This is a genomic window from Pseudomonas sp. B21-012 (assembly GCF_024749305.1).
GTDB lineage: Bacteria > Pseudomonadota > Gammaproteobacteria > Pseudomonadales > Pseudomonadaceae > Aquipseudomonas.
The window spans coordinates 1354674-1376792 of the sequence record NZ_CP087197.1; the positions used below are offsets into that span (position 1 = coordinate 1354674).

26 protein-coding genes are annotated in these 22119 nt (G+C 61.5%); 23 read left to right on the forward strand and 3 right to left on the reverse strand.

Annotation, left to right across the window (positions count from 1 at the left end; translation table 11 throughout):
* The first annotated feature begins 3 nt into the window (after window positions 1-3).
* The 19 genes from LOY37_RS06155 (at window position 4) to recX (ending at window position 16663) form a co-directional block, all read left to right on the forward strand.
* On the forward strand, window positions 4-741 hold the full coding sequence (locus LOY37_RS06155) for a hypothetical protein (protein WP_195885840.1): 738 nt from the start codon (window positions 4-6) through the stop codon (window positions 739-741).
* Window positions 742-750: 9 nt separating this feature from the next.
* The gene (locus tag LOY37_RS06160; RefSeq protein ID WP_195885841.1) at window positions 751-1212 is read left to right on the forward strand and encodes a hypothetical protein; all 462 of its coding nucleotides are present in this window, start codon (window positions 751-753) and stop codon (window positions 1210-1212) included.
* Window positions 1213-1284: 72 nt separating this feature from the next.
* The gene (locus LOY37_RS06165) at window positions 1285-2166 is read left to right on the forward strand and encodes a baseplate J/gp47 family protein (protein WP_258716474.1); all 882 of its coding nucleotides are present in this window, start codon (window positions 1285-1287) and stop codon (window positions 2164-2166) included.
* A 1-nt stretch (window position 2167) separates the two neighbouring features.
* Window positions 2168-2773 carry a phage tail protein I gene (locus tag LOY37_RS06170; RefSeq protein WP_258716475.1) on the forward strand — a complete coding sequence of 202 codons (606 nt, stop codon included), beginning with the start codon at window positions 2168-2170 and terminating at the stop codon, window positions 2771-2773.
* On the forward strand, window positions 2770-4473 hold the full coding sequence (locus tag LOY37_RS06175; RefSeq protein WP_258716476.1) for a phage tail protein: 1704 nt from the start codon (window positions 2770-2772) through the stop codon (window positions 4471-4473). Before LOY37_RS06170 ends, LOY37_RS06175 begins: the two co-directional genes overlap by 4 nt.
* 160 nt (window positions 4474-4633) lie before the next feature.
* On the forward strand, window positions 4634-5800 hold the full coding sequence (locus tag LOY37_RS06180; RefSeq protein ID WP_045193584.1) for a phage tail sheath family protein: 1167 nt from the start codon (window positions 4634-4636) through the stop codon (window positions 5798-5800).
* Between the two features lie 12 nt (window positions 5801-5812).
* Window positions 5813-6322 carry a phage major tail tube protein gene (locus LOY37_RS06185; protein ID WP_045193582.1) on the forward strand — a complete coding sequence of 170 codons (510 nt, stop codon included), beginning with the start codon at window positions 5813-5815 and terminating at the stop codon, window positions 6320-6322.
* Window positions 6323-6331: 9 nt separating this feature from the next.
* Window positions 6332-6634 carry a phage tail assembly protein gene (locus LOY37_RS06190; protein ID WP_045193580.1) on the forward strand — a complete coding sequence of 101 codons (303 nt, stop codon included), beginning with the start codon at window positions 6332-6334 and terminating at the stop codon, window positions 6632-6634.
* Between the two features lie 140 nt (window positions 6635-6774).
* Entirely contained in the window at window positions 6775-9345 is a 2571-nt protein-coding gene (locus tag LOY37_RS06195; protein WP_258716477.1) for a phage tail tape measure protein, read from the forward strand.
* A 9-nt stretch (window positions 9346-9354) separates the two neighbouring features.
* Window positions 9355-10200 carry a phage tail protein gene (locus tag LOY37_RS06200; RefSeq protein WP_045193576.1) on the forward strand — a complete coding sequence of 282 codons (846 nt, stop codon included), beginning with the start codon at window positions 9355-9357 and terminating at the stop codon, window positions 10198-10200.
* Window positions 10175-10381 carry a tail protein X gene (locus tag LOY37_RS06205; protein WP_093386571.1) on the forward strand — a complete coding sequence of 69 codons (207 nt, stop codon included), beginning with the start codon at window positions 10175-10177 and terminating at the stop codon, window positions 10379-10381. Before LOY37_RS06200 ends, LOY37_RS06205 begins: the two co-directional genes overlap by 26 nt.
* A 68-nt stretch (window positions 10382-10449) precedes the next feature.
* Window positions 10450-11502: a phage late control D family protein gene (locus LOY37_RS06210; RefSeq protein ID WP_045193574.1), complete on the forward strand. Its 1053-nt coding sequence runs from the start codon at window positions 10450-10452 to the stop codon at window positions 11500-11502.
* A 23-nt stretch (window positions 11503-11525) separates the two neighbouring features.
* Window positions 11526-12071 carry a glycoside hydrolase family 19 protein gene (locus LOY37_RS06215; protein ID WP_045193573.1) on the forward strand — a complete coding sequence of 182 codons (546 nt, stop codon included), beginning with the start codon at window positions 11526-11528 and terminating at the stop codon, window positions 12069-12071.
* The gene (locus LOY37_RS06220) at window positions 12068-12568 is read left to right on the forward strand and encodes a lysis system i-spanin subunit Rz (protein WP_093386562.1); all 501 of its coding nucleotides are present in this window, start codon (window positions 12068-12070) and stop codon (window positions 12566-12568) included. The genes LOY37_RS06215 and LOY37_RS06220 overlap by 4 nt, the downstream gene beginning before the upstream one ends.
* Window positions 12569-12611: 43 nt before the next feature.
* The gene (locus tag LOY37_RS06225) at window positions 12612-13913 is read left to right on the forward strand and encodes a colicin-like pore-forming protein (RefSeq protein WP_045193571.1); all 1302 of its coding nucleotides are present in this window, start codon (window positions 12612-12614) and stop codon (window positions 13911-13913) included.
* 27 nt (window positions 13914-13940) lie between these two features.
* Window positions 13941-14513, forward strand: a complete 573-nt coding sequence (locus LOY37_RS06230) for a hypothetical protein (protein WP_258716478.1) — start codon at window positions 13941-13943, stop codon at window positions 14511-14513.
* A gap of 14 nt (window positions 14514-14527) precedes the next feature.
* Window positions 14528-15010: a CinA family protein gene (locus LOY37_RS06235; RefSeq protein ID WP_045193569.1), complete on the forward strand. Its 483-nt coding sequence runs from the start codon at window positions 14528-14530 to the stop codon at window positions 15008-15010.
* Between the two features lie 103 nt (window positions 15011-15113).
* Window positions 15114-16187: a recombinase RecA gene (gene recA, locus LOY37_RS06240; RefSeq protein ID WP_123565803.1), complete on the forward strand. Its 1074-nt coding sequence runs from the start codon at window positions 15114-15116 to the stop codon at window positions 16185-16187.
* Window positions 16188-16195: 8 nt separating this feature from the next.
* A complete protein-coding gene (gene recX, locus LOY37_RS06245; RefSeq protein ID WP_045193567.1) occupies window positions 16196-16663 on the forward strand; it encodes a recombination regulator RecX in 468 nt (155 codons plus the stop codon).
* Window positions 16664-16667: 4 nt separating this feature from the next.
* On the opposite strand, the gene LOY37_RS06250 is transcribed toward recX, so the two are convergent.
* Complete coding sequence (locus tag LOY37_RS06250; protein ID WP_045193566.1) at window positions 16668-17786, reverse strand: LOG family protein; 1119 nt, start codon at window positions 17784-17786, stop codon at window positions 16668-16670.
* Between the two features lie 394 nt (window positions 17787-18180).
* On the opposite strand from LOY37_RS06250, the gene LOY37_RS06255 reads away from it, so the two are divergent.
* Entirely contained in the window at window positions 18181-18381 is a 201-nt protein-coding gene (locus tag LOY37_RS06255) for a hypothetical protein (RefSeq protein ID WP_045193565.1), read from the forward strand.
* A gap of 5 nt (window positions 18382-18386) precedes the next feature.
* On the opposite strand, the gene LOY37_RS06260 is transcribed toward LOY37_RS06255, so the two are convergent.
* Window positions 18387-18803 (reverse strand): quorum-sensing-regulated virulence factor family protein, encoded by a 417-nt coding sequence (locus LOY37_RS06260; RefSeq protein ID WP_045193564.1) that lies wholly within the window; start codon window positions 18801-18803, stop codon window positions 18387-18389.
* A gap of 235 nt (window positions 18804-19038) precedes the next feature.
* Here LOY37_RS06260 and LOY37_RS06265 point away from each other — a divergent pair, with 235 nt between their 5' ends.
* From LOY37_RS06265 to LOY37_RS06275, 3 genes are all read left to right on the forward strand, one after another.
* Window positions 19039-19749, forward strand: coding sequence for a tRNA-uridine aminocarboxypropyltransferase (locus LOY37_RS06265; protein ID WP_258716479.1), 711 nt, complete (start codon window positions 19039-19041; stop codon window positions 19747-19749).
* Window positions 19750-20010: 261 nt separating this feature from the next.
* A complete protein-coding gene (gene erdR, locus LOY37_RS06270) occupies window positions 20011-20661 on the forward strand; it encodes a response regulator transcription factor ErdR (RefSeq protein WP_093386534.1) in 651 nt (216 codons plus the stop codon).
* A 75-nt stretch (window positions 20662-20736) separates the two neighbouring features.
* Complete coding sequence (locus tag LOY37_RS06275) at window positions 20737-21102, forward strand: diacylglycerol kinase (RefSeq protein WP_038996675.1); 366 nt, start codon at window positions 20737-20739, stop codon at window positions 21100-21102.
* Here LOY37_RS06275 and LOY37_RS06280 read toward each other — a convergent pair.
* Entirely contained in the window at window positions 21099-22025 is a 927-nt protein-coding gene (locus LOY37_RS06280) for a LysR family transcriptional regulator (RefSeq protein ID WP_045193561.1), read from the reverse strand. The two genes, LOY37_RS06275 and LOY37_RS06280, sit on opposite strands and share 4 nt — an antisense overlap.
* Window positions 22026-22119 lie beyond the last annotated feature (94 nt).

The following is a 22119-nucleotide window of genomic DNA, read 5'->3' on the forward strand; positions in this document are numbered from 1 at the left end:
CCGATGAGTCTTGAGACTGATGTTGCCAATCTGGTGACGAAAACCACTGATTTGATCAGTTACTTTAATGGCAAGAAGGCGGGGATTGATGCGGCGGTGGCGGCGGCTGTTGCGGCGGTGCCGAACATGGAACGTACTTGGTTTGTCGACTATTTAGCAGGTGACGACCAAGGAGCGGGCAATCTCCAAACCCCGTTTAAAACAATAAATAAGGCAGTGGCAAGCACCCCGGTAGGAGGGGCTTGTAATATACGTTTAATGAGTGATTACACTCATAGTGGCGCACTTGTTGTGTCCGTAGATAGGCTGAATATTTGCAGTGATACTCCTGGTGTCAAGCGAAAGTTCAATATGAGTTATTATCTTGGGGCAGATGGGAACAACGGATTGTCAGGCTTTGCTTTGGCGTCAAGCTCTAGTTTGGGTTTCCTGGATTTGACGCTGACGTTGCCAAGTCCGGCGGGCATTACGCCCGCTCCCGGAGGCACAGCGAACGTCATGCTTAAGTCCTACAGCACGCAGATTACTTCTTCTCAAGCCCTCAAGTTTGCAGCGTGTGATGTACAGATGGCGGCAGATTTCGGCGGTTGGTTGATGTTGCAACACGTCAACGCAGTGATTCTTCAAGCGGTATCGACAAATTTTTCCTCCACATTTCCTGGTCGATACATCTTTGGAGTGGCTGCAGGCACTCCCTCTAAAGATTTGAGTAATGTTCTCACCAACCTAGCTACCCTGTAAGGATTATATATGCAAAAGCAAAATCTTTTTGTAACGCACGGGGGCACGAGTTATGCCGGCTACGATTACGAGGCATTGCCGTTAGAAGCTGCGCTCGTTGTTGTAGTTCAGCAAATTGACCTTGTTGCCGATCAATCACGTGTTGCTATTCTCGGTGAAACTTCGCGGCTTTCCGAATACCTACTGGTAGAGCAGGAGGCTAGGGTTTTCGCAGATATCCAATTCGAGGGTGAGATGCCACTTGCTGTTAAGGCCTGGGCCGACGCCGCCAACCTCTCACCGCAAGCCGCGGCCGAAAGCATCCTCGCCGAAGCCCATGCCTGGAAAACCGCCCTCTACGCCATCCGCGCCGCCCGCCTTAAGGGCAAACAGTCCGCGCTCAAGGCCGGCAGTCATGAAGAAGCCGAAGCCATTGCCGATCAGGCCATTGCCGCCATTCGCGCCAGCGTGGTCGGTGTCGGCAACGCCTGACGGCTGCCGCATGCCTTGAGCGCCCCGAACTTCGGGGCGTTTTCGTTTCTGCAGCACGCCGGAGGTGACGGCATGAGTAGTGTGGATCTTTCGGCGCTGCCCGCGCCGCAGGTTCTGGAAGACCTCGATTTCGAGGCGCTGTTCCAGGCTGACCTGGCGACCTTCCGGTTGCACATGGGCGACAACTGGGACGCTACAGTCGAAAGCGACCCGGTGAACAAACTGCTGGAAGTCGGCGCCTATCGCAAGCTGCTCAACCGCGCACGGGTCAACGATGCGGCCAAGGCACTGTTGCTTGCCTATGCGCAGGGCGCCGACCTGGATCAACTGGCGGCCAATGTACAGCTGCAGCGCCTGGTGGTGCAGGCACCCGACGCCAGCAGCGTGCCGCCAACGCCGCAAGTGCTTGAAGAAGACGACGCCCTGCGCGAGCGGGTGCAGTTGGTCTATGAGGGGCTGACCACTGCGGGCCCGCGCAACAGTTACATCCTGCATGCCCGCAACGCTTCCGGGCTGGTGGCCGATGCCACTGCCCAAAGCCCGTCGCCGGCCCAGGTGTTGGTGACGGTGCTGGCGCTCGAAGGCGATGGCAGTGCCCCGGCTGCGCTGTTGGACACCGTGCGGCTCAAGCTCAATGACGATGACGTGCGCCCGGTGGGTGACCGCCTGACGGTGCAGGGCGCACAAATTCTGCGTTACCGCATCGATGCCGTGGTGCATATGAGCGGCAACGGCCCGGAGATCGAAGCGACGCTTGCCGAGTGCAAACGCCGCCTGCAAGCCTGGATCAACCCGCGCCGGCGCCTGGGTGTCGAAGTGGCCCGCTCGGGCGTGGACGCCCAGTTGCACATCAACGGCGTCAGCCGGGTCGATCTGAACGACTGGACCGACATCCGCCCGACCCAGGCACAGGCGGCCTGGTGCGATGGGATCACCGTGACGCGGGGGAGCTGACATGGACAGTCTGCTGCCGCTCAACAGTACCGATCTCGAACAGGCCATCGAGGCTGCCGGGTTTGAAACCACCGAAGTCCCCCTGCGCACGCTGTACAACCCCGACACCTGCCCGGCGCACCTGCTGCATCAACTGGCTTGGGCCTGGTCGGTGGACCGCTGGGATGAAACCTGGCCCGAGGCAATCAAGCGCTCGGTGATCCGCTCGGCGTTCTACGTGCATGCCCATAAAGGCACCATTGGTGCGCTGCGCCGGGTAGTGGAGCCGCTGGGTTACCTGATCGAAGTGCAGGAGTGGTGGCAGACGGTACCGCAAGGCGTGCCGGGCACTTTTGCGCTGCAGGTCGGGGTGTTGGAGAACGGAATCTCCGAAGCAATGTACCTGGAGCTGACCCGCCTGATCGATGACGCCAAGCCGGTCAGTCGCCACCTGACGGGGCTGGCAATCACGCTCGCCAGCAGTGGCTATCTGTGCCTGGGAATAAGCCTTTCTGAAGGCGATGAAATCGACATTTATCCGCCGACCTCTCACGACATTGAAGTCAGCGGCAGCTATGGCCTTGTGGGCCGTGAACAGCAAATTGAAACCCTGGACGTGTACTCATGACTGACCAGACAAGCCAGTTCTTCGCCATCCTCACGGCGGTGGGCGAGGCCAAGCAGGCCAACGCCAACGCCTTGGGCGTGCCGTGGAGCTTTGCACAAATGGGGGTTGGTGATGCCAACCTGACCGACCCGATCCCGTCGAGGGATCAGAAAAAGCTCATCAACGAACGCCGAAGGGCGCCGCTCAACCAGGTCAAGGTTGACCCGGACAACGCCAGTATCGTCATCGCCGAGCAAGTGATACCGCCGGATGTGGGTGGCTGGTGGATTCGGGAAATCGGCCTGTATGACGCCGATGGTGACCTGGTTGCGGTGGCCAACTGTGCACCAAGCTTCAAGCCATTGCTCAGTCAAGGAACCGGCAAGACGCAGGTTGTGCGGCTCAACATCGTTATCACTAGTGCGGCAAACGTCGAACTGAAGATCGATCCTTCAGTAGTGTTGGCAACTCGTGAGTATGTTGATGCATCCCTACTCAACGTATTGCCTCGAAATCGTCAGGCAGGTACCTATACCAAGGTACAGATCAATGAACGCGGAGTTGTAGTGGCGGGTTCGAATCCGAGTAATCTGGCAGGATTCGGTATCACCGACGCGATGGCCAAGGATGCCGGTGGCTTGATGGCTTACGCTCCAGTCGTCGACGGCAAGATTCATCTCCTGCCTGGCAGTCAGTTCTTTTCTGCTGTGCCCCAAACGGCTGACCGCCCCTCTGGCATTGATTACGGTACAGGGGTACATATTAAGTTTCCGGACGGATTGACCGGGTTCGATCTGCTTTCTGGTACCAGTACGGAATGGTACGGCGTTCGTCAGTTTTCGGGGGCGGGAGCAGGCGCCTGGCGTGTGCTCTGGCACAGCGCAAACTTTGACCCGAGCAGCAAAGCTGACAAGTCTGCGTTGGTCGTTCCTGTCGTATCGGTGAATGTTTCCAAATCGCTCACTGCAGCAGAGTTGGGCTTGGTGCTGGTGGATGCAACAGCGTCATCGGTGACCCTGACTTTGCCGGCCGCCAATGCAACGCTCGGGGTTCGGGATGTAATGGTTCGCCGCATGGATGGGGCGCAAACCACGCTGATGATCAGGGCTGCGGGCGCTGACAAGATCAAGTTTCACACCCATTTGCGTTCTGAGGGGTATCAGTTCTTCCCGTTGTTGGGGGCTGGCGATTTCTGGCATCTACGCAGCGATGGTTCGGGCAATTGGTACCCCATCAGCCGACTCGACGACTCACCTCTTGGCCGAGTTTTTATCGAGACTGCGATAGTGCAGGCTCCAGGGGGCTATGGTGCCCCGGATGGAACTCTCTACAGTCGAGGAAGCTGGCCTTGGTTATGGGACTTCGCGCAGCAATCCGGAATGTTGGTAGCCGATAGTGCTCGGGCCGGGATGGAAGGATGCTGGACCACTGGCGACGGCAGCACGACCTTCCGTTGCCCTGACGTACGTGGTGAGCATCCTCGCTTCCTCGACTCTGGCCGGGGCATTGATGAGGGGCGGATACCGGGGAGTTGGGTGTCCGACCAGGTCAAGGCGCATAGCCATTCCTACAATGTTGCCTCGGCTAACACCGGCAGTGGGGGCACGCAGAATCCGATTCCTACCGATACTCCTGGGACCACCAAGCAGACAAATATGGTTGGTGGCGAGGAGAACCGCGTACGCACCATTGCGTTCCCTGCACGTATGAAACTGATTTAAGGCCATCCAGCCATCACCTTCCGTATGAAGGATCGTGCTCACCTGGCTGGTCAGCTTAACTCACCCCAAAAGCCCCGCACCGCCGGGGCTTTTTCCTACCCGCAACAAACCCTCTGAAGGCCCCGCACCGCGGGGCCTTCGCATTTCTGGAGACTTACCCATGAGTGGATTCTTCCACGGCGTTACCGTAACCAACGTCGACACCGGCGCACGTTCCATCGCGCTGCCTTCTTCCTCGATCATCGGCCTGGTCGATACCTTCACCGAAGGCCCGACTGCAACCGCCAAGGCCAACGACCTGGTACTGATCACCAGCGAGCGTGAGGCCATTGCCGCCTTCGGCGCCGACTCGGCTATCACCCGCGCCTGCCAGGCGATCTACAGCCGCGCCAAGGCGGTGATCGTCGCCTGCGGTGTGGCCAAGCTCGAAGAAGAGGCTGCGCAGACTTCGGCGATCATCGGCGGCGTGCTGGCCGACGGCAAACGCACCGGCCTGCAAGCACTGCTGGACGGCAAGAGCCGGTTCAACGCCCAGCCCCGCCTGCTGGTGACGCCAAAGCACAGCTCGACCCTGGCAGTGGGTACCGCGCTGGTGGCCCTGGCCGACAAGCTGCGCGGCCTGGCCATTATCGATGGCCCGAACAGCACCGATGAAGCAGCCATCGCCTATGCCGAGAACTTCGGCGCCAAGCGTGCCTACCTGGTCGACCCGGGCGTGCAGTACTGGGACACCGGCAAAAGCGCCACCCTCGATGCGCCAGCGTCGGCCTGGGTTGCTGGCCTGTTTGCCTGGACCGACAGCGAGTATGGCTTCTGGGCCTCGCCATCGAACAAGGAGTTCGTCGGCATCACCGGCACCAGCCGCTCGATCGAGTACCTGGATGGCGACGCCACCTGCCGCGCCAACCTGCTCAATAACGCCAACATCACCACCGTGATCCGCGATGACGGCTTCCGCCTGTGGGGCAACCGTACCTTGAGCAGCGACCCGAAGTGGGCCTTCGTCACTCGCGTGCGGACCATGGACATCGTCATGGACGCGATCCTCTATGGCCACAAGTGGGCGGTCGATCGCTCGATCACCGCGACCTACGTCAAGGACGTGACCGAAGGCCTGCAGGCGTTCATGCGTGATCTGAAAGCCCAGGGCGCAATCATCAATTTCGAAGTGTTCGCCGACCCCGAGCTGAACACTGCCAGCCAGCTGGAGCAGGGCAAGGTCTACTGGAACATCCGTTTCACCGACGTGCCGCCCGCCGAGAACCCGAATTTCCGTGTCGAGGTCACCAACCAGTGGTTGACCGAAGTCCTCGACCAAGCCGTTTAAGGAGCAATAACCATGGCAATGATTCCCGAAACCCTGGCAAACCTGAACCTGTTCGTCGATGGCGTCAGCTTTCAAGGCGACGTGCCCAGCCTGACCCTGCCCAAGCTCACCCTGAAGATGGAGGAGCACCGTGCCGGCGGCATGGACATGGCGATCGAAATCGACCAGGGCATGGAAAAACAGGAGGCCGGCTTCGTCACCACCGGCGTGCGCCGTGAGTCGCTGAAGTTCTTCGGCCTGGCCGACGGCTCGGCCTTCAACGGCACTTTCCGTGGTGCCTTCAAGGGCCTCAAGGGCAAGGTCACTCCGGTCATCGTCACCCTGCGCGGCGCCCTGAAGGAAGTCGACATGGGCGACTGGAAGCCGGGCGACAAGGCCGAGATCAAGCACAACGTGGCCGTGACCTACTACAAGCTCGAAGTCGATGGCCGCCTGGTCTACGAAATCGATCCGCTGGGCATGAAGCGCGTCATCAACGGCGTCGACCAGCTCGCCGCCCAACGTTCGGCCCTGGGCCTGTAAGGAGGCGACATGACTCAAACCGCGAAAATGCCGAGCTGGCTGAATGTCAGTGCCGAACGCGTCGTCGTTCAACTGAGCAAAGCCAGTGAGGCCAATGGCATGCAGGTCGACAGCCTGTCACTGCGTGCACCGACCGTGCGCGACATCCGCACCGCCCAGTCGGCGGCCAGTGGCGATGACGAGCAGCGCGAGCTGAACCTCTTTGCCTCGCTGGCCGAGGTCGGGGTCAAGGACCTTGAGGGCCTGTCGCTCAAGGACTATGGCCGCCTGCAGGCGGGCTATTTTCGTCTGGTGCAAGACGACGAGCTTTGATCCCGGGCTGCAGAAAGCGGCGGCAAAACGGCTCGCCAAAGAGCTGAATTTTAGCGCCGGCGAAATCATGACCATGTCGTTCAACGACATGGTCTGGTGGCTCACGGATTGAGCAGATAGCCCATGCAAAGGGGGATCAGATGGCGAGCAAACTGGCGTTTGAGCTGGTAATAGGTGCCGCCGTCAACCCGACGGTAGGTACCGTTTTAAACGCGGTCGAAGACCGTATCAAAGACCTTGAGCAACGCGGCCGCAACGCCTCGCTGCTCAAGGGCGCTATTGGCGAGGCCATAAAGCTGCGTCAGCAATGGAAGCGGGCCCACGACAGCGGTTCGGCGTCAGCTGCAGAGTTGCGGCGCAAGCTGGAGCGAAACCTCGACAGTTTGCGGGCCCAGGGCGTACAGGTCGGCAAACTGGGCAAGGAGTACCAGCGGCTGGGGCGCACGGCCAGGAGCGCCGAGTTGCAAGCCAGGGGGCACCAACAATTGGCCGAGGGCAAGGAAAGCCTGAAGTCAAATGTTGACCGCGCCACCACTGTCGTTCGCGCGGTGGCGATACCGACCAAGATCAGCGCGGACTTTCAATCGATCGTGCGCGATATCGCGATCAAGGCCGGGGTGGCTGGCAAACCGCAGGAAGCGCAGCTGGCCCGCACTTTCATCCAGACTTCGCAAACCACCGGCATGGCCCGCAACGACGTTGCCAACCTGGTCAAAAGCCTGGTGGACAATGGCATGCAAGCGGACAAGGCGCAGGCCTATGCACCACTGGCGGCCAAGTTCGCTGTCGGTCAGGGCGTGAGTGGCGCGGATACGGCAGCGATTATCACTGCATTGCAAAACAACGCTCGGATCACCGACCCCAAGATTATGGAGCAGGCGCTGCAGGTCCTTGCGGTGCAAAGCAAGGCCGGCGGCTTTGAAGCCGCCGACATGGCCAAGTCCTTTGCACCTTTGCTGGGGCAAATGGGCACCTTGGGGAGTACCGGTCTGGCTGCCGTCAGCCAGGTGGGGGCGATGTTGCAGGTTCAACGCAGCGCGACCGGTAACTCGGATGACGCTGCAGGAAATCTCAATAGCTGGATGTCAGGCATCTACTCCCAGGACACGGTATCGGCCTACGCCGACGCCGGCATTGATTATCAGGGATCGATGAACACCAGGCTGCAGAAGGGCATGTCGGCGCTGGAGTCGAGCTTTGACCTGGCCCGGCGGTACCTCGAAAGGACCAACCCGGAAAAGGCCAGAAAGATGGCTGCGGCCACTGAACAGATCAGCAAGGAGGCTGATCCGCAGGCTGCCAGGACCCTGCTCAACGCCCTGGAGCAAAGTTTGCGTACCGGCGATTCCTTTGCCGATGCACAAACCAGTGCTGCGTTGATGGCCTTTACCCAGAACCAGGCATTGTACAAGCAGATACGTGATGCCAAGCCCAAGGAAGGCGAAGGGCTTGACCATGATCTGCAAATGCGTCGGCAAACCTCGACGGTGATCTGGAACGAAGCATTCGGCGCACTCGATGATTCGCTGCGCAGCATCGGCGATGCCATCCGGCCGCTCACCGATACGACGGCCAAGGTCATCACTTCCGTTGCCCAGGCCTTCACCACGCTGACAGACAAGTCGCAATCGCTGGTGCTGGGTATCGCCCTTGTCGGTGGTGCCGTGTCGGTGCTGCTCACGGCGTTGAGCGCGGTCAAGATTGGCCGGGGCGCGCTGAACATCGGTCGTGGTGTACTCAACGCAGGTGGGGCAGGAGGCCGTCCGCTCGAGGGTGGCCAAGGCAAGGCATCGGGATTGATGAAGATCGGTCTCAAGGTGCTGGGCGTAGAGACGCCGAACAATGCCCAAGGCGTTTTGGTTGTCAACGAGCCGCTGAACGTGTTCGTGGTCAATGCCGGTGACTTTCTCGGTGGTTCAGGAGGGCAGGGAGGCCGTCGCGGTCGCCGTGCGCCGCGTGACCAGAAACGATCTGGGAGGAGGACCGGAAACAGGGTCAGCCTTGCAGGGTATTCGGGGCCACCCGCGCCGATACCCCTCAAGGGTTTCACTTCTCGGGGCGGTACTGCGAGCATGTTCGGGGCGGTGAGCAAGGCCGCTCCCCTGGCCAGGCGCTTGCCGGGCGGGTCTGTTATCGACGCTGGCTTGAGGATTGTTGACACGTATCGCAATGCGCGCACGACCGCACAGAAGGCCAGGGGTTATGGCAGCGCTGCCGGCGGCTTTGGCGGTGCACTGGCCGGCGCCGCTGCGGGTGCAGCCCTGGGCTCGGTGGTACCTGTACTGGGGACTGCCGTGGGTGGGGCAATTGGCGCAATGCTCGGAGGTATGGGCGGCGAAGACCTCGGTGGCTGGCTGGGCAAGCGCCTGTTCGGCGCTGGCGAAAAGCCTGTTCAGGTAGCTGGGAGCGATACCAAAGAGGCATCGGCTGTCGCTGTACCGGGTGAGGTCGTGCGTTCGCTGGCGGAGCCGTCATCTGCTGCACAAACGCTGTCCAGCCTCGCCAGTTCTACTGTTCAGATTCCGGCGCCGGCACCGCAGATCAATCAGCAGTTCACCTTCTCGCCGAACATGCCGATCACCGTCCAGGGCGGATTGAGCGATCCCGCCCAGCTCGCCATGAACGTCGAGGCCATTGTCCGTCGCCAGTTCGATGAACTGATCCGCCAATCCACCAGTCGTCAGCTGTACGACGTTCCTCATGTTGCTTAAGGAGGTGCCATGACCTACATGGACCAGTTGCAATCCGGGCTAGGTGCTTTGGTGGCAGCGGGCGAAGCAGGGCGGCGCAGCGCGGACGGAATGCTGGCGCCGGTCAAGGAGGCCGCCGCCGAGTTCGTCGGTGCCGCCGCCGAGCTCGAGGCGCTGCCCTTTGTCGGGCCCGCCATTGGTGCCAAGCTGCAGCGCAGCTTGCGCGCGATCAACAAGGCCCAGGCCACTGTCGACCAGGCGCTGGCAAAATACGACCGGGCCGTGGCGGTGGTGGCGCAGGTGCGTGACGGCGTCGCCACGGTGAAGACCCAGATTGGCCGGGTCAGCGCCGCGATCAACCGGGTGGCGGGCAAGATCAGCCCGTCCCTGGCCAATATCCTGCCGACCAGCAGCTTCGCCCCCGAAGCGACGCCGGCGGCAGAGGCGGTCAAGCCGTTCCCGCATTTGCTGATTGTGCAACCACTCAAGCCCGAATCACCCGCTTACTACTTCAACCTCGACACCGCCGCGTTCGATGAACTGCGCAGGCAGACGAGCTTCCGTTGGGCCGGGCAGGAGCGTCTGACGCGCAGCACCGCCCAGCAGGCAGTGGGCCTGGGTGACGAGAAAATCAGCATCAAAGGGGCGATCTTCCCAGGCTTCAAGGGCGGGCTTGGCCAGTTGCAGGCGCTGCGCAGTATTGGCCGGCAATTGCAGCCGCTAACCCTCACCAGCGGTTACGGCGAGGTCCTGGGCACCTGGTGCCTGACCGGCGTCGATGAAGACCAGAGCAATCTGCTTGCTGGCGGCATTCCGCGAAAACAAGGTTTCTCACTGGAGTTTGTGAGCTATGGCGACGACCTGCAGAACCGCTGAAGGCGATGTGCTCGACACCTTGTGCCAGCACTACTACGGCCACCTGAACGGCACAGTCGAGGCCGTGCTGGGCGCCAACCAGGGCCTGGCCGAGCAGCCCCAGCCATTTCGTGCCGGGGTACAGATCCTGCTGCCGGCGTTACCCGCGGCGAGCGACGCTACGGTGCAGCTGTGGGATTGACGCTCGTCGACAACCGTTCTCACCAGACCCCGCCGCGTGCGGGGTCATTCATTTCTGGAGCCTGAACCATGCAGCCAGTGTTTCGCCTTGTTGCCGATGGCAAGGACATCACCGAACTGATCAACGACCGCTTGCTGTCCTTGCGCACCTCGGACAAGCCCGGAATGGAATCCGACGAGTTCGAGCTGCGCATCGACGACCGCGATGGTGCGGTGACGTTGCCGGCACGGGGGGCGATGATCGAGGTGCACCTGGGTTATGCCGGCCAGGTATTGACGCGCCTGGGGCGCTACACCGTGGATGAAATCGAGCTGTCCGGCCCCCCTGACAGCATCGTCATCCGCGGCAAGGCCAGCGACATGCGCGGTACCGGCAAAAGCATTCGCAGCGGTAGCTGGGAGGACGTGCCGCTGCAGCAGATCGTGCGTGACATTGCCGCGCGCAATGGCTGGCAGCCGGTTTGCCCGGTGAGCACGCGGCTGCCCAGGGTTGACCAGCTCAACGAGTCGGATTTCAACTTCATCACCCGCCTGGCCAGGCAATACGACTGCACGGCCAAGATCGGCGACGGCAAGTTGCTGGTGCTGTCGCGTCAGGCCGGGCACAGCGCCAGCGGGCAGGCCCTGGGCGTGGTGACCATCAACCGTCGCGATGTCAGTCGCTGGCAGATTCGCCTGGCGGACAAGGGCACGCACAAGGCTGTGCAAACCCGTCACCAGGATCCCAAAAGCGGCGAGCTGAAGACTGTCGAGCTGGCTAACGATGCCTCGCCCGCCGGGCTGCAGCCGGTGCACAGCGACCGTCATGTTTACCCCAACAAGGCTGCTGCCGAGCAGGCTGCCAAGGCACGCCTGGCAGCGTTCAACCGCAGCACTGCCAGTGTGCGCCTGGAAATGGCCGGGCGCACCGACCTGTTTGCCGAGCGCCTGATCCTCACCCAGGGTTTCAAGGACGGGCTGGATGGTGAGTACCTGATCGAGTCGGTCGAACACACCTTCAGCTCCAGTGGCTGGGCGACGTCGGTCGACTGCAACGGCGGCAACAAAGGCAAAGCCAAGGCCAGGGGCAAGCAGGCCAAAAGCCGGCCAGGGCTGCGCACGGTCCAGTTGCAGCCCCTTTGAACCCCAAGGATGAGGAACCCCATATGACCCTGGAGCAACTTGCTGCCGTGTTCCCCAACGCCCGCCTGAATGCGGGCGTTTTTCTACCTGCACTGAACTTGGCCATGGCCCGCTGGGACATCGACACCCCACGGCGCCAGGCGGCCTTTCTCGCCCAGGTCGGCCATGAGTCCGGCCAGTTGCGCTACGTCAAAGAGCTGGGCAACGACCGTTACCTGGCGCGCTACGACACCGGCACCCTGGCCCTGCGCCTGGGCAATAGTCCCGAGGCCGATGGCGACGGCCAGCTGTACTGCGGCCGCGGCCTGATCCAGGTCACCGGGCGCAACAATTACCGGGCCTGCAGCATGGCCCTGTTTGGCGATGAGCGTTTGCTCAAGCAACCGCAACTGCTCGAACAACCACAATGGGCAGCCGAGTCGGCGGCCTGGTTCTGGCACTCGCGCGGCCTCAACCAGCTGGCTGACCGCGGCGAGTTCAACCGTATCACCCGGCATATCAATGGCGGGCTCAACGGCCTGGAAGATCGCCTGCGGCTCTGGGCGCGGGCCCGAGAGGTGCTGTGTTGAGCCGCCTGCAGCTTGGGGCGTGGCTGCTATTGACGCTGCTGGCCTGTGCGCTGAGTTGGCAAGTCCAGAGTTGGCGCATGGGCCGGCAGTTGGCCGAGCAAGCGGCGCAGCACGAGCGCGAGTGGCAAGCCCAGGCTGAATCCGCTGCCGCGCAACTGGTCGCCGAGCGCCTGCAACGCCAGGGGCTGGCGCAGCGCCTGGCGGTCAGCGAGCAACACCATTATCAGGAGCTACTCGATGCTCAACAGACTCAGGCACGCCTGCGTGATCGCCTGGCTACTGCTGATGTGCGGCTGTCGGTCCTGGTCGAGCGCGACGCCTCCGGTTGCGCCGGCCTGCCTGCCGCCCCCGGCACCGGCAGCGTGGATCATGACCCCGTACGCGCCCGACTTGAGCCGGCGCATGCGCAACGAATTATCGCCATCACCGACGACGGTGACCGCGGACTGATCGCCTTGCGCGCGTGCCAGGCGTACGTGCGCGGGCTGGTGCGCTGAGCGCACATTTATTTAATTACGTTTTAACGAAAAGGACTTTGTAATGGGTGAAAAAAATATTGTTGTCGATCGTGGTATCCCGCCCGGCAACAGCGATAGCGGTGCCGGTAGTGGTGGGATGCTCGGCGGCTTCTGGGGCAGTGGCAACATCAGCTCGGTGGTCGGCTCGGTGTCGGTATCGATCGATGGCGTCACCAGAACCGGAGGCCCGGCGTTCAGTGGCGCGATGGTGTTCAACTCCACCGTCGTCGAATCGGTGTTGTCCGGGAATGGCTGGCCCAGTATCGATGCCTACTACGATGTTGGCGTCGGGGTCTGGGGCATTCTTCCCTATCAAATCCTCGAGGTGCGCGACGAGATTCGCGGCAGCTTCGTGGTCAAGGAGAGGAACCTGCCGGCTACGCTCGATGCCGAGCAAAAAGCCGCTGAAGCCGCTGCTGGCAGTGACGCTGCCCTGAGCCAGGCGCAAAAACTCGAACGCTCCATCGGGGTGGTGAAGGCGATGATGGCCAAGCGCGATGAGCTGATCAAGTTCAACCGCCTGCGCCTGTCCACCTCGCCGGGCAGCGAGCTGCTCGAGCGCAACATCGACAGGATGGTCGCCGAGCTGAAAACCCTCGACGACGACCACATTCCGCCGGCCATCGACCAGGTAATGGACGTGCTCAGCGCAGGTCTGAGCCTGCATGTCGACCTCAGTGCCAATGCCATGCTGCAGGAAAAGCTCGACAAGCTGCAGGCGCAAGCGCGCGAGGCGGCGGAGCAGGAGGCTTACAAAAGTGCGTTGGCCTTTGCCAGTGATGTCGGCAAGGAGGTCTCCAGCCGCTTCGGCACACAGATGGGCAAGGCTGCGGAACAACTGAAGGAAGGCATTTCTGGCAAGACGGTGAAAAGTTACGACCAAGCCATGCAGGCGTTTGAAAAGCTCACGCGCAACCCGGGCTTCAAAATGAACCAGAAGGACACCGCTGCCATTGCCCAGGCCCTCAACGCCCTGGATGTGGCAACCTACGCCGACAACTTCCAGCGCCTGGGCAAAGCCTTTGGGGTTACCGGCAAGATGGTCCAGGCGACGACCCTGGCGCAGAAGGCGGCGAGCGGCTTCAGCAGCGGTGAATGGAAGCCGTTTTTGCTCGAGCTTGAAAGCATCGCCGTGGGCACGCTGGTGGGCGCTGGCGCCGGTGCCCTGCTGGGGGCAGGCCTGGCACTGGTGCTGGCACCCGGTTTGGCCGCCGGTGCAGGTATCATTGCCACCGGAGTGATTCTGGCTGCGGTTTCGTCTTACATCGATGCGCAGGCCATGGAGTCGTTCAACCAGCTGGTGCTCGATACCGTAGCACCCTGACGAGCAAAACAGAGGGCGGGTGAAAGGATGAACGTGGCGAAAGGACGCGAGCAGCAGGTGGCTTACCTGCATATTCCCTACGTGCTCATTGCTGTCAGCCTGCTGCCGATCGTCCTGCTCGCCTGGCAGGTTCCTGCCCAGGCCCAGGAGGGGGGCTACTTTGAGCTCGAACGCTTTCTCGATGGTTGCCTGCTGGGCCGGGTGGGGGGCTGGTCGTCGCTGTTCCCGCTGACGGCCAAGGCCATCGGCAACTACATTGCCGTGGCTGCGCCGGTTTTCTCCGTGTGGATCACGGTCTGCATCATGAGACGATCGCGGCTGCAGCCCGAGGCCCCGCCCCGGGTTTCAATCGCAAAATATGCCTTGATCGCTTTGGGCTGTGTGCTGCTGGATGCTTTTCTGGTCTACCAGAACTATTTTACCTACACCGATTTCGCCACCCACTCGCGCAAATTTCGCTTTTTCGGGCAGAGCGTGGTGTTGTTTCCGTTTGTCGCGATGTTGTCACTGCTGGCGTTCTACGTGATGACATTTTTCAGTTACAACCTGCTGTTTCGCTTCCCCCGTGAAGTATTGGCGCGGCGCAAGCAACTGCACTGAACAAGGAGCTTGGCATGGACCCGATCACAGCACTGTCTGCCCGCCTGGGCGAGCACCTGCGCCGTTTCAACGCCCAGGTAAGCACTGCCGAGTCTTGCACCGGCGGCGGCATCGCCGAGGCCATAACGCGCATTCCCGGCAGCTCGGCCTGGTTCGAGGCCGGGTACGTGACCTACTCCAACAGCCAGAAAAGCCGCCAGCTGGCGGTGCCCGAGGGGTTATTCGCGCAAGTCGGGGCGGTCAGCCAGGAAGTGGTCGAGGCCATGGTCCGTGGCGCCCAGGCGGCCAGCGGCGCGCGGTTTGCCGTGGCGGTCAGCGGCGTGGCCGGGCCCGACGGTGGCTCGCCGGCAAAACCGGTGGGTACCGTATGGCTGGCCTGGGCCGATGGCAGCCATGTCAGCAGCGAGCGCCGGCACTTCGATGGCGACCGCGATGCGGTGCGCCGACAAACGGTAATCGCCGCGCTAGAGGGCTTGTTACACCTTGGTGCAGAGTAAATCGCACATCGGGGGTAGGCGGGAACAAAACCCTGTGGAATAATACTGGCTACTTATACAGGTGTTCTGGCCGTCAGGCCCTATCGATTACGTGAGGACTTCAATGGACGACAACAAGAAGCGCGCCTTGGCTGCGGCCCTGGGGCAAATCGAGCGTCAATTCGGTAAAGGCGCGGTCATGCGCATGGGCGACCACGAGCGCCAGGCGATTCCGGCCATTTCCACCGGCTCCCTGGGCCTGGACATTGCCCTGGGCATTGGCGGTCTGCCAAAAGGTCGTATCGTCGAAATCTACGGCCCTGAGTCGTCGGGTAAAACCACCCTGACCCTGTCGGTGATTGCCCAGGCACAGAAAGCCGGCGCTACCTGTGCCTTCGTCGACGCCGAGCACGCCCTGGACCCGGAATACGCCGGCAAGCTGGGCGTCAACGTCGACGACCTGCTGGTCTCGCAGCCGGATACCGGTGAACAGGCCCTGGAAATCACCGACATGCTGGTGCGCTCCAACGCCGTTGACGTGATCATCGTCGACTCCGTGGCGGCGCTGGTACCCAAGGCCGAGATCGAAGGCGAAATGGGTGACATGCACGTGGGCCTGCAGGCTCGCCTGATGTCCCAGGCGCTGCGTAAAATCACCGGTAACATCAAGAACGCCAACTGCCTGGTAATCTTCATCAACCAGATCCGCATGAAGATCGGCGTGATGTTCGGCAGCCCGGAAACCACCACCGGTGGTAACGCGCTGAAGTTCTACGCTTCTGTCCGCCTCGACATCCGCCGTACCGGCGCGGTGAAGGAAGGCGACGAAGTCGTTGGTAGCGAAACCCGGGTCAAAATCGTCAAGAACAAGGTGGCGCCGCCATTCCGTCAGGCTGAATTCCAGATCCTCTACGGCAAGGGCATCTACCGCAACGGCGAGATCATCGACCTCGGCGTGCTGCACGGCTTCCTGGAAAAATCCGGTGCCTGGTACAGCTACCAGGGCAGCAAGATCGGTCAGGGCAAGGCCAACTCGGCCAAGTTCCTCCAGGAGAACCCGGAAATCGCCGCGACGCTCGAGAAGCAGATCCGCGACAAGCTGCTCAATGCCGGCGCCGTTGAAGCGGCTGGCAAGGCTGCTGCGGTAGCCGCCGAGCCTGAAGACGATCTGGCCAACGCTGAAGAAGCCGGCTACTGATCGCACCCATGTCCGCCGTACTCGATACCCCCGTCGCCGTAAGGCGGACAGCCATGGACCTGCTCGCACGTCGCGAGCACGGTCGAGTCGAGCTGACGCGCAAGTTGCGTCAGCGCGGCGCCCCTGCCGAATTGATTGACCAGGAACTCGACCGTTTGACGGAAGAAGGCCTGCTCAGTGAAGCCCGTTACCTGGAAAGTTTCATTAGCTACCGTTCACGCTCGGGTTACGGCCCTGCGCGTATTCGTGAGGAACTGGGCCAGCGCGGGCTGCACCGCGGTGACATCGACCAGGCCCTGCGTGAATGCGGGGTGGACTGGTCGGCGCTGTTGCAGGATGTCTGGCAGCGCAAGTTTGCCGGTCAGCTGCCTGTCGATCCGCGCAGCCGCGCCCAGCAAACCCGTTTTCTGGTTTACCGTGGTTTTTCCATGGAGTCGGTCGGCCGCCTGTTGAGCGGCCGAGGGCTGGACGACTGACGGCTCAGGTGACTTTCAACGCTTCCCTTGCCCGCTGGGTAGTGTGCATGGGCTCTGGCTTGGCCCAGTTCTCCGACAGGTTGATGAAGTCGACCAGTTCGCGCAGGCGCCCCTGATCCCGCCCGTTGAAGGCGAAGGCCAGGCGGGTCAAATGACTGAAGCGCGCCTCGTCATGCTGCTCGCCGCCATAGGCGTGCTGATGGAAATTGCCGCTCAGACGCAAGTCCGCAAATCCCTCCTGCAAGTCAAACAGCGCGGCTTCACTAAGCGGATGCTGCATGCGAATCACAAACTGGTTCTTCAGCCAGCGGCTGGAGTGGTAGTTGCTATAGAACTGGTTGATTTCTTCCACTGCCTCGTCGGCGCTGTACACCAGGCGCAGCAGTTTCATATCGCTGGGCAGGATGTAGCGGTTCTCTTCCAGTTGGCGAGTAATAAAGTTCAGCGCCTCCTGCCAGAAGCTGCCGCCGGGCGAGTCCAGTAGCACCACCGGCACCAGCGGGCTTTTGCCAGTCTGGATCAGGGTCAGTACTTCCAGTGCTTCATCCAGGGTGCCGAAGCCGCCCGGGCACAGCACCAGGGCATCGGCTTCCTTGACGAAGAACAGCTTGCGAATGAAGAAGAAGTGGAACGGCAGCAACTTGTCGGTGCCGTCCACCGTGGGGTTTGCGTGTTGCTCGAACGGCAGAGTGATGTTGAAGCCCAGGCTGTGCTCCACCCCGGCGCCTTCATGGGCGGCAGCCATGATCCCGCCACCGGCGCCGGTGATGACCATCAGGTCGGAACGGGCCAGAGTCGCCCCCAGTTCCCGGGCCAGGGCATACATCGGGTGTTCGATCGGCGTGCGGGCCGAGCCGAACACCGTAACCTTGCGCCGGCCCTTGTACTGTTCGAGGGTACGAAAGGCGTGATCGAGTTCGCGCAGGGCCTGCAGGGTAATCTTGGCGTTCCAGCGGTTGCGGTCGTCATGGGCCATGCGCAGGACGGTCAGCATCATGTCGCGGTACAGCGGCAGGTTGGGGCTGTTGGGCGCAACCAGATTCAGTTGTTCTTCGATCTTGCTCAGGTCGATTCCATTGTTGCTGAAGTGACTCGATAGCAGTTCATTCGGTTGGTAAGGCATTCAAGCGTCTCCTTCTGCAGCAAAACCTCTGACCGGGCGGCAATGGGCTGCCCGGCCGCGACACTGCATGTGTCGCTGGCTGCCGTGGCTCGAGTGTGACCCCCGAGCATTGCAGTAGACCTGCAAGGTCTCAGTGCAGTGGTAATGGGTCCATACAACTTATTGTTCTTCATGGCTTCGGGTGCAGCGCAAGGCATCCATGGGCAACCCCCTTTGCTTGCCCAAAAATTACAGGGTGGTTGCTATCAATCTAGACCCTGGCGCGTGTTTATGCCGAATGATCCGCGCAGTATCGCGCCGCAGTGGAACCGCTCGTCAGCTGGGATCCAATCATTGTGAGGGTCTGGTTAACTGAAGCTCAGAGCGAGTCAGCGCGATGCAGGGAGGCTGCAGCATGCAACGGCTTAACCTTGAGCTCGACGAGCAGCTATTCCAGATGCTTCAGAGCGCGGCGCAGGCCAACAACCTGAGCCTTGAACAGGAGTGCCTGCGACGGCTGGGGGGAGGGGAGCGGCACTCGCGGTACATCCAGGCCCTGGTGGCCGAACTGCGCGCCGATGAAAAACAGCGGCGCGACAGGGAGCGGGTTGCCTAAGGCCGTTACTTCTTGAGCTTCAGGCCGCAGCTGGCGGCGTTGAAGGCCTGTTCGCTGACCGGGCGGTTGGTCTTGTACTCGGTGAAGCGATAGGTCAGCACCGCGCCTTTTTCCATCAGCAGGCGATAACCGGTGTTCTTGCACACGCTGTCACCCAGTTGGCTGCGTACCCGGTTGGGGTCGGCCTGCATCTTTTGCGCATGGCTTGGCAGCACGCTCAGGTGGTTGATCAGTTGCTTGCCTTCGACGGTGTAGCCCTGGTCGAGGATGTCTTCGTTGATCGCCCGCGGCGTGCCGACGCTGCTTTGCGTGGCAACTTTTTGCAGCATCCGGCTCAGCTCGTACTCCTGCTTGGACGCGGCATTGGCCGCCAGGGGCAGGGCGAGCAGCAGGCTCAGGGACGGGACGATGAAACGCAGCATGAATCTCTCCTGGTTCGGTAACTGGCAATTGGACCAACAACGGCGCACGGTGTTCCGTCACGGCGCAACGGCAAGGCCAGCGGGTAGCGACAGGTGGAAGATTATAAGGAGTCGCTGCTTTAGCTGCACGGCAAATCCAGTCTACCCGTAGGCAGGCTCTGATAAACTGCACGGGATTTCCGTCTTGCCGAGTCCGTGCAGTGCCATCCCTTTATTGCCCACGTTGTGCCCAGTCATGAGCCATGCCGTATCGCGCCTGCGCGCCGAGCGCCTGGCGCGCAGTGTCAAACCCTTCGTTGCCCGCGGTTCACGGGCGCCGCGCTGCCCGCAGTGCCGGGTGATCCCCAGTTATTGCCTGTGCGCCTGGCGCCCGCAAGTACCGGCTGATTCGGGCATCTGCCTGCTGATGCATGACACCGAGCCACTCAAGCCGACCAACACCGGCTGGCTGATCGCCGACCTGATCGCCGACACCTCGGCCTTCGGCTGGCAGCGTACGGCGGTCGACGAGACTTTGCTGGCCTTGCTCGAGCAGCCGCACTGGCAGCCGTACATTGTTTTCCCTGGCGAGTTCGTCGAGCCAGGGCGGGTGGTCAACGAGGTGCAGCAGGTACCGGGCAAGCGCCCGCTGTTCATCCTGCTGGACGCCACCTGGACCGAGGCGCGCAAGATGTTTCGCAAAAGCCCGTACTTGAACCGCTTCCCGGTCCTGAGCCTGCAGCCCGAGCAGATTTCGCGCTACCGCCTGCGTCGCTCCAAGCGCGACGATCACTTCTGCACCGCCGAAGTGGCCGCCATGTGCCTGGAGCTGGCCGGTGATCAACGTGCGGCCGAGGCACTGGATGCCTACCTGGACGTGTTCACCACCCATTACCTGAGTGCCAAGCATCAACTGCCACTGGATGAGCAGGACACCGTGCACCAGCGTTTGCATACCTTCCTATAGTACAAGGGGCAGGCGCGGCACTTTGCGGCATAATGGGCAGATTGGTGGCCAGGGTGGGCGAGCAGGGCGGGTATTGAGCTTGACCACCCGGTCCTGGCTCGGCATCCTTGGCGCCGATTCGAGCACGACGATGGCTTGAAACGCTGTTTTTCCTGGCCTCGATGTGCCGTTTGGGCAGACGGCGTTGCCGTCGCCTCGAGTTGCCCGCCAGGCGCCTATTCTTCCTTTCCTGCGCCTGCACAGAACAGGATCATTAGATCGATGGCCACATACGAAATCCTGATTGCCGATGACCACCCGCTATTTCGCAGCGCACTGCGCCAGGCCGTTACCCTGGGCCTGGGCCCGGATGTACGCCTGGTCGAGGTGGCAAGCATCGCCGAACTGGAAACCCGCCTGACCGAAAAAGCCGACTGGGACCTGGTGCTGCTGGACCTGAACATGCCGGGCGCCTACGGCTTCTCCGGGCTGGTGTTGCTGCGCGGGCAGTACCCGCAGATTCCGGTGGTGATGGTCTCGGCTCAGGAAGAAGCCGCGGTCGTGGTCAAGTCCCGCGAATTCGGCGCCAGTGGCTTCATTCCCAAATCAAGCCCGCTGGAAGTGATTCAGGACGCAGTGCAGAAGGTTCTCGATGGCGAGGTCTGGTGGCCGCCGCAGGCGTTCGAAAAAGTCGATGTGTCCGCTGAGGCCAAGGCCGCCAGTGAAGGGCTTGCCAGCCTGACGCCGCAACAGTTCCGGGTTTTGACCATGGTCTGCGAAGGGCTGCTGAACAAGCAGATTGCCTACGAACTGAGCGTGTCGGAAGCGACCATCAAGGCCCATGTGACGGCGATTTTCCGTAAGCTGGGCGTGCGTACCCGGACCCAGGCCGCTTTGTTGCTGCAACAACTGGAATCGGTTTCGGCCACTTAAGGCCATTGGCCTTCACGCTTTTTTGACTGTACCTACACTAGGCTGCAGCGTTTTCAGTGGATGAAGTGACCTTCTATGTCGTCGCCTTTCAAGGGCCAGACCGGCCTCAAACGTATTTTCAACGCCGCCGGCTATTCGTTCGATGGCCTGCGTGCTGCGTTCACCGGTGAGGCAGCGTTCCGTCAGCTGGTGCTGCTCAACGTTGTGTTGATTCCGGTGGCCTTCTGGCTGGATGTCAGCCGTGCCGAGCGGGCGATCCTGATCGCTGTGTGCTTGCTGGGGCTGATCGTCGAATTGCTCAATTCGGCGGTGGAGGCGGCGATCGACCGCATTTCCCTCGATCGCCACCCGTTGTCGAAGAACGCCAAGGACATGGGCAGTGCCGCCCAGTTCGTGGCCTTGAGCATGGTTGGCCTGACCTGGGCGGTGATCCTGCTTTAAGCGATGGTCGGCAGGACGATCTCGTCGCTGCGGCTGACGCCTGCGGTAAAGCTGCGGCACAGTTCGAGAAACTCGCGCATGGCAGAGGTCTGGTACTTCTGCTTGTGCCAGATGAAGAAGAACTGCCGGGCCAGGTCCAGTTCGGGGGTTTCCACCGGTACCAGGCTGCCGCGACGGAATGCGTCGCGCAGGGCCAGGCGCGAGATGCAGCCAATGCCCAGGCCCGACTCGACCGCGCGCTTGATCGCCTCGGTGTGTTCCAGCTCCAGGCGTATGTTGAGGCTGGAACGGTGGTGACGCATGGCCTGGTCGAAGGTCAGGCGGGTGCCCGAGCCCTGTTCACGCAGGATCCAGGCCTCATGGGTGAGTTCTTCCATGCTCGCCTGGCCGCGTTTGGCCAAGGGGTGCTGCGGCGCGCAGAACACCACCAGCTCGTCCTCGACCCACGGCTGCACTTCCAGGTCCGGGTGGTTGCAGTCGCCTTCAATTAGACCCAGATCAATTTCGTAATGGGCAACCTGTTGCACGATATGCGCAGTGTTCTGTACATGCAGCTTGACCTGGCTCTCCGGGTGGATCTGCATGAAGCTGCCGATCAGCAGGGTGGCCAGGTAATTGCCGATGGTCAGGGTCGCGCCCACCGCCAGCGAGCCGAAACCGGACTTGCCGTTGAGCAGGTCCTCGATTTCCTTGGCCTGGTCGAGCAGGGCCACCGCCTGGGGCAGCAGTTGATGGCCCAGAGCGTTGAGGCTCAGGCGTTTACCGGCGCGGTCGAACAGCTGGCAGCTGGACTGGCGCTCAAGTTCGGTGATCGATGTACTGGCGGCCGATTGCGATAACGCCAGTATTCCGGCGGCCCGCGAGACGCTTTGGTACTGGGCCACGGCAACGAACACCTGGAGCTGACGAAGAGTAAATCGCATATCTATATAACCGATAAGACATATCTTGATAATTCATTTAACAGATATTGTCGCTGGCACTAAACTATTGCGCAATCGCGCTCTCGCTTAGCGC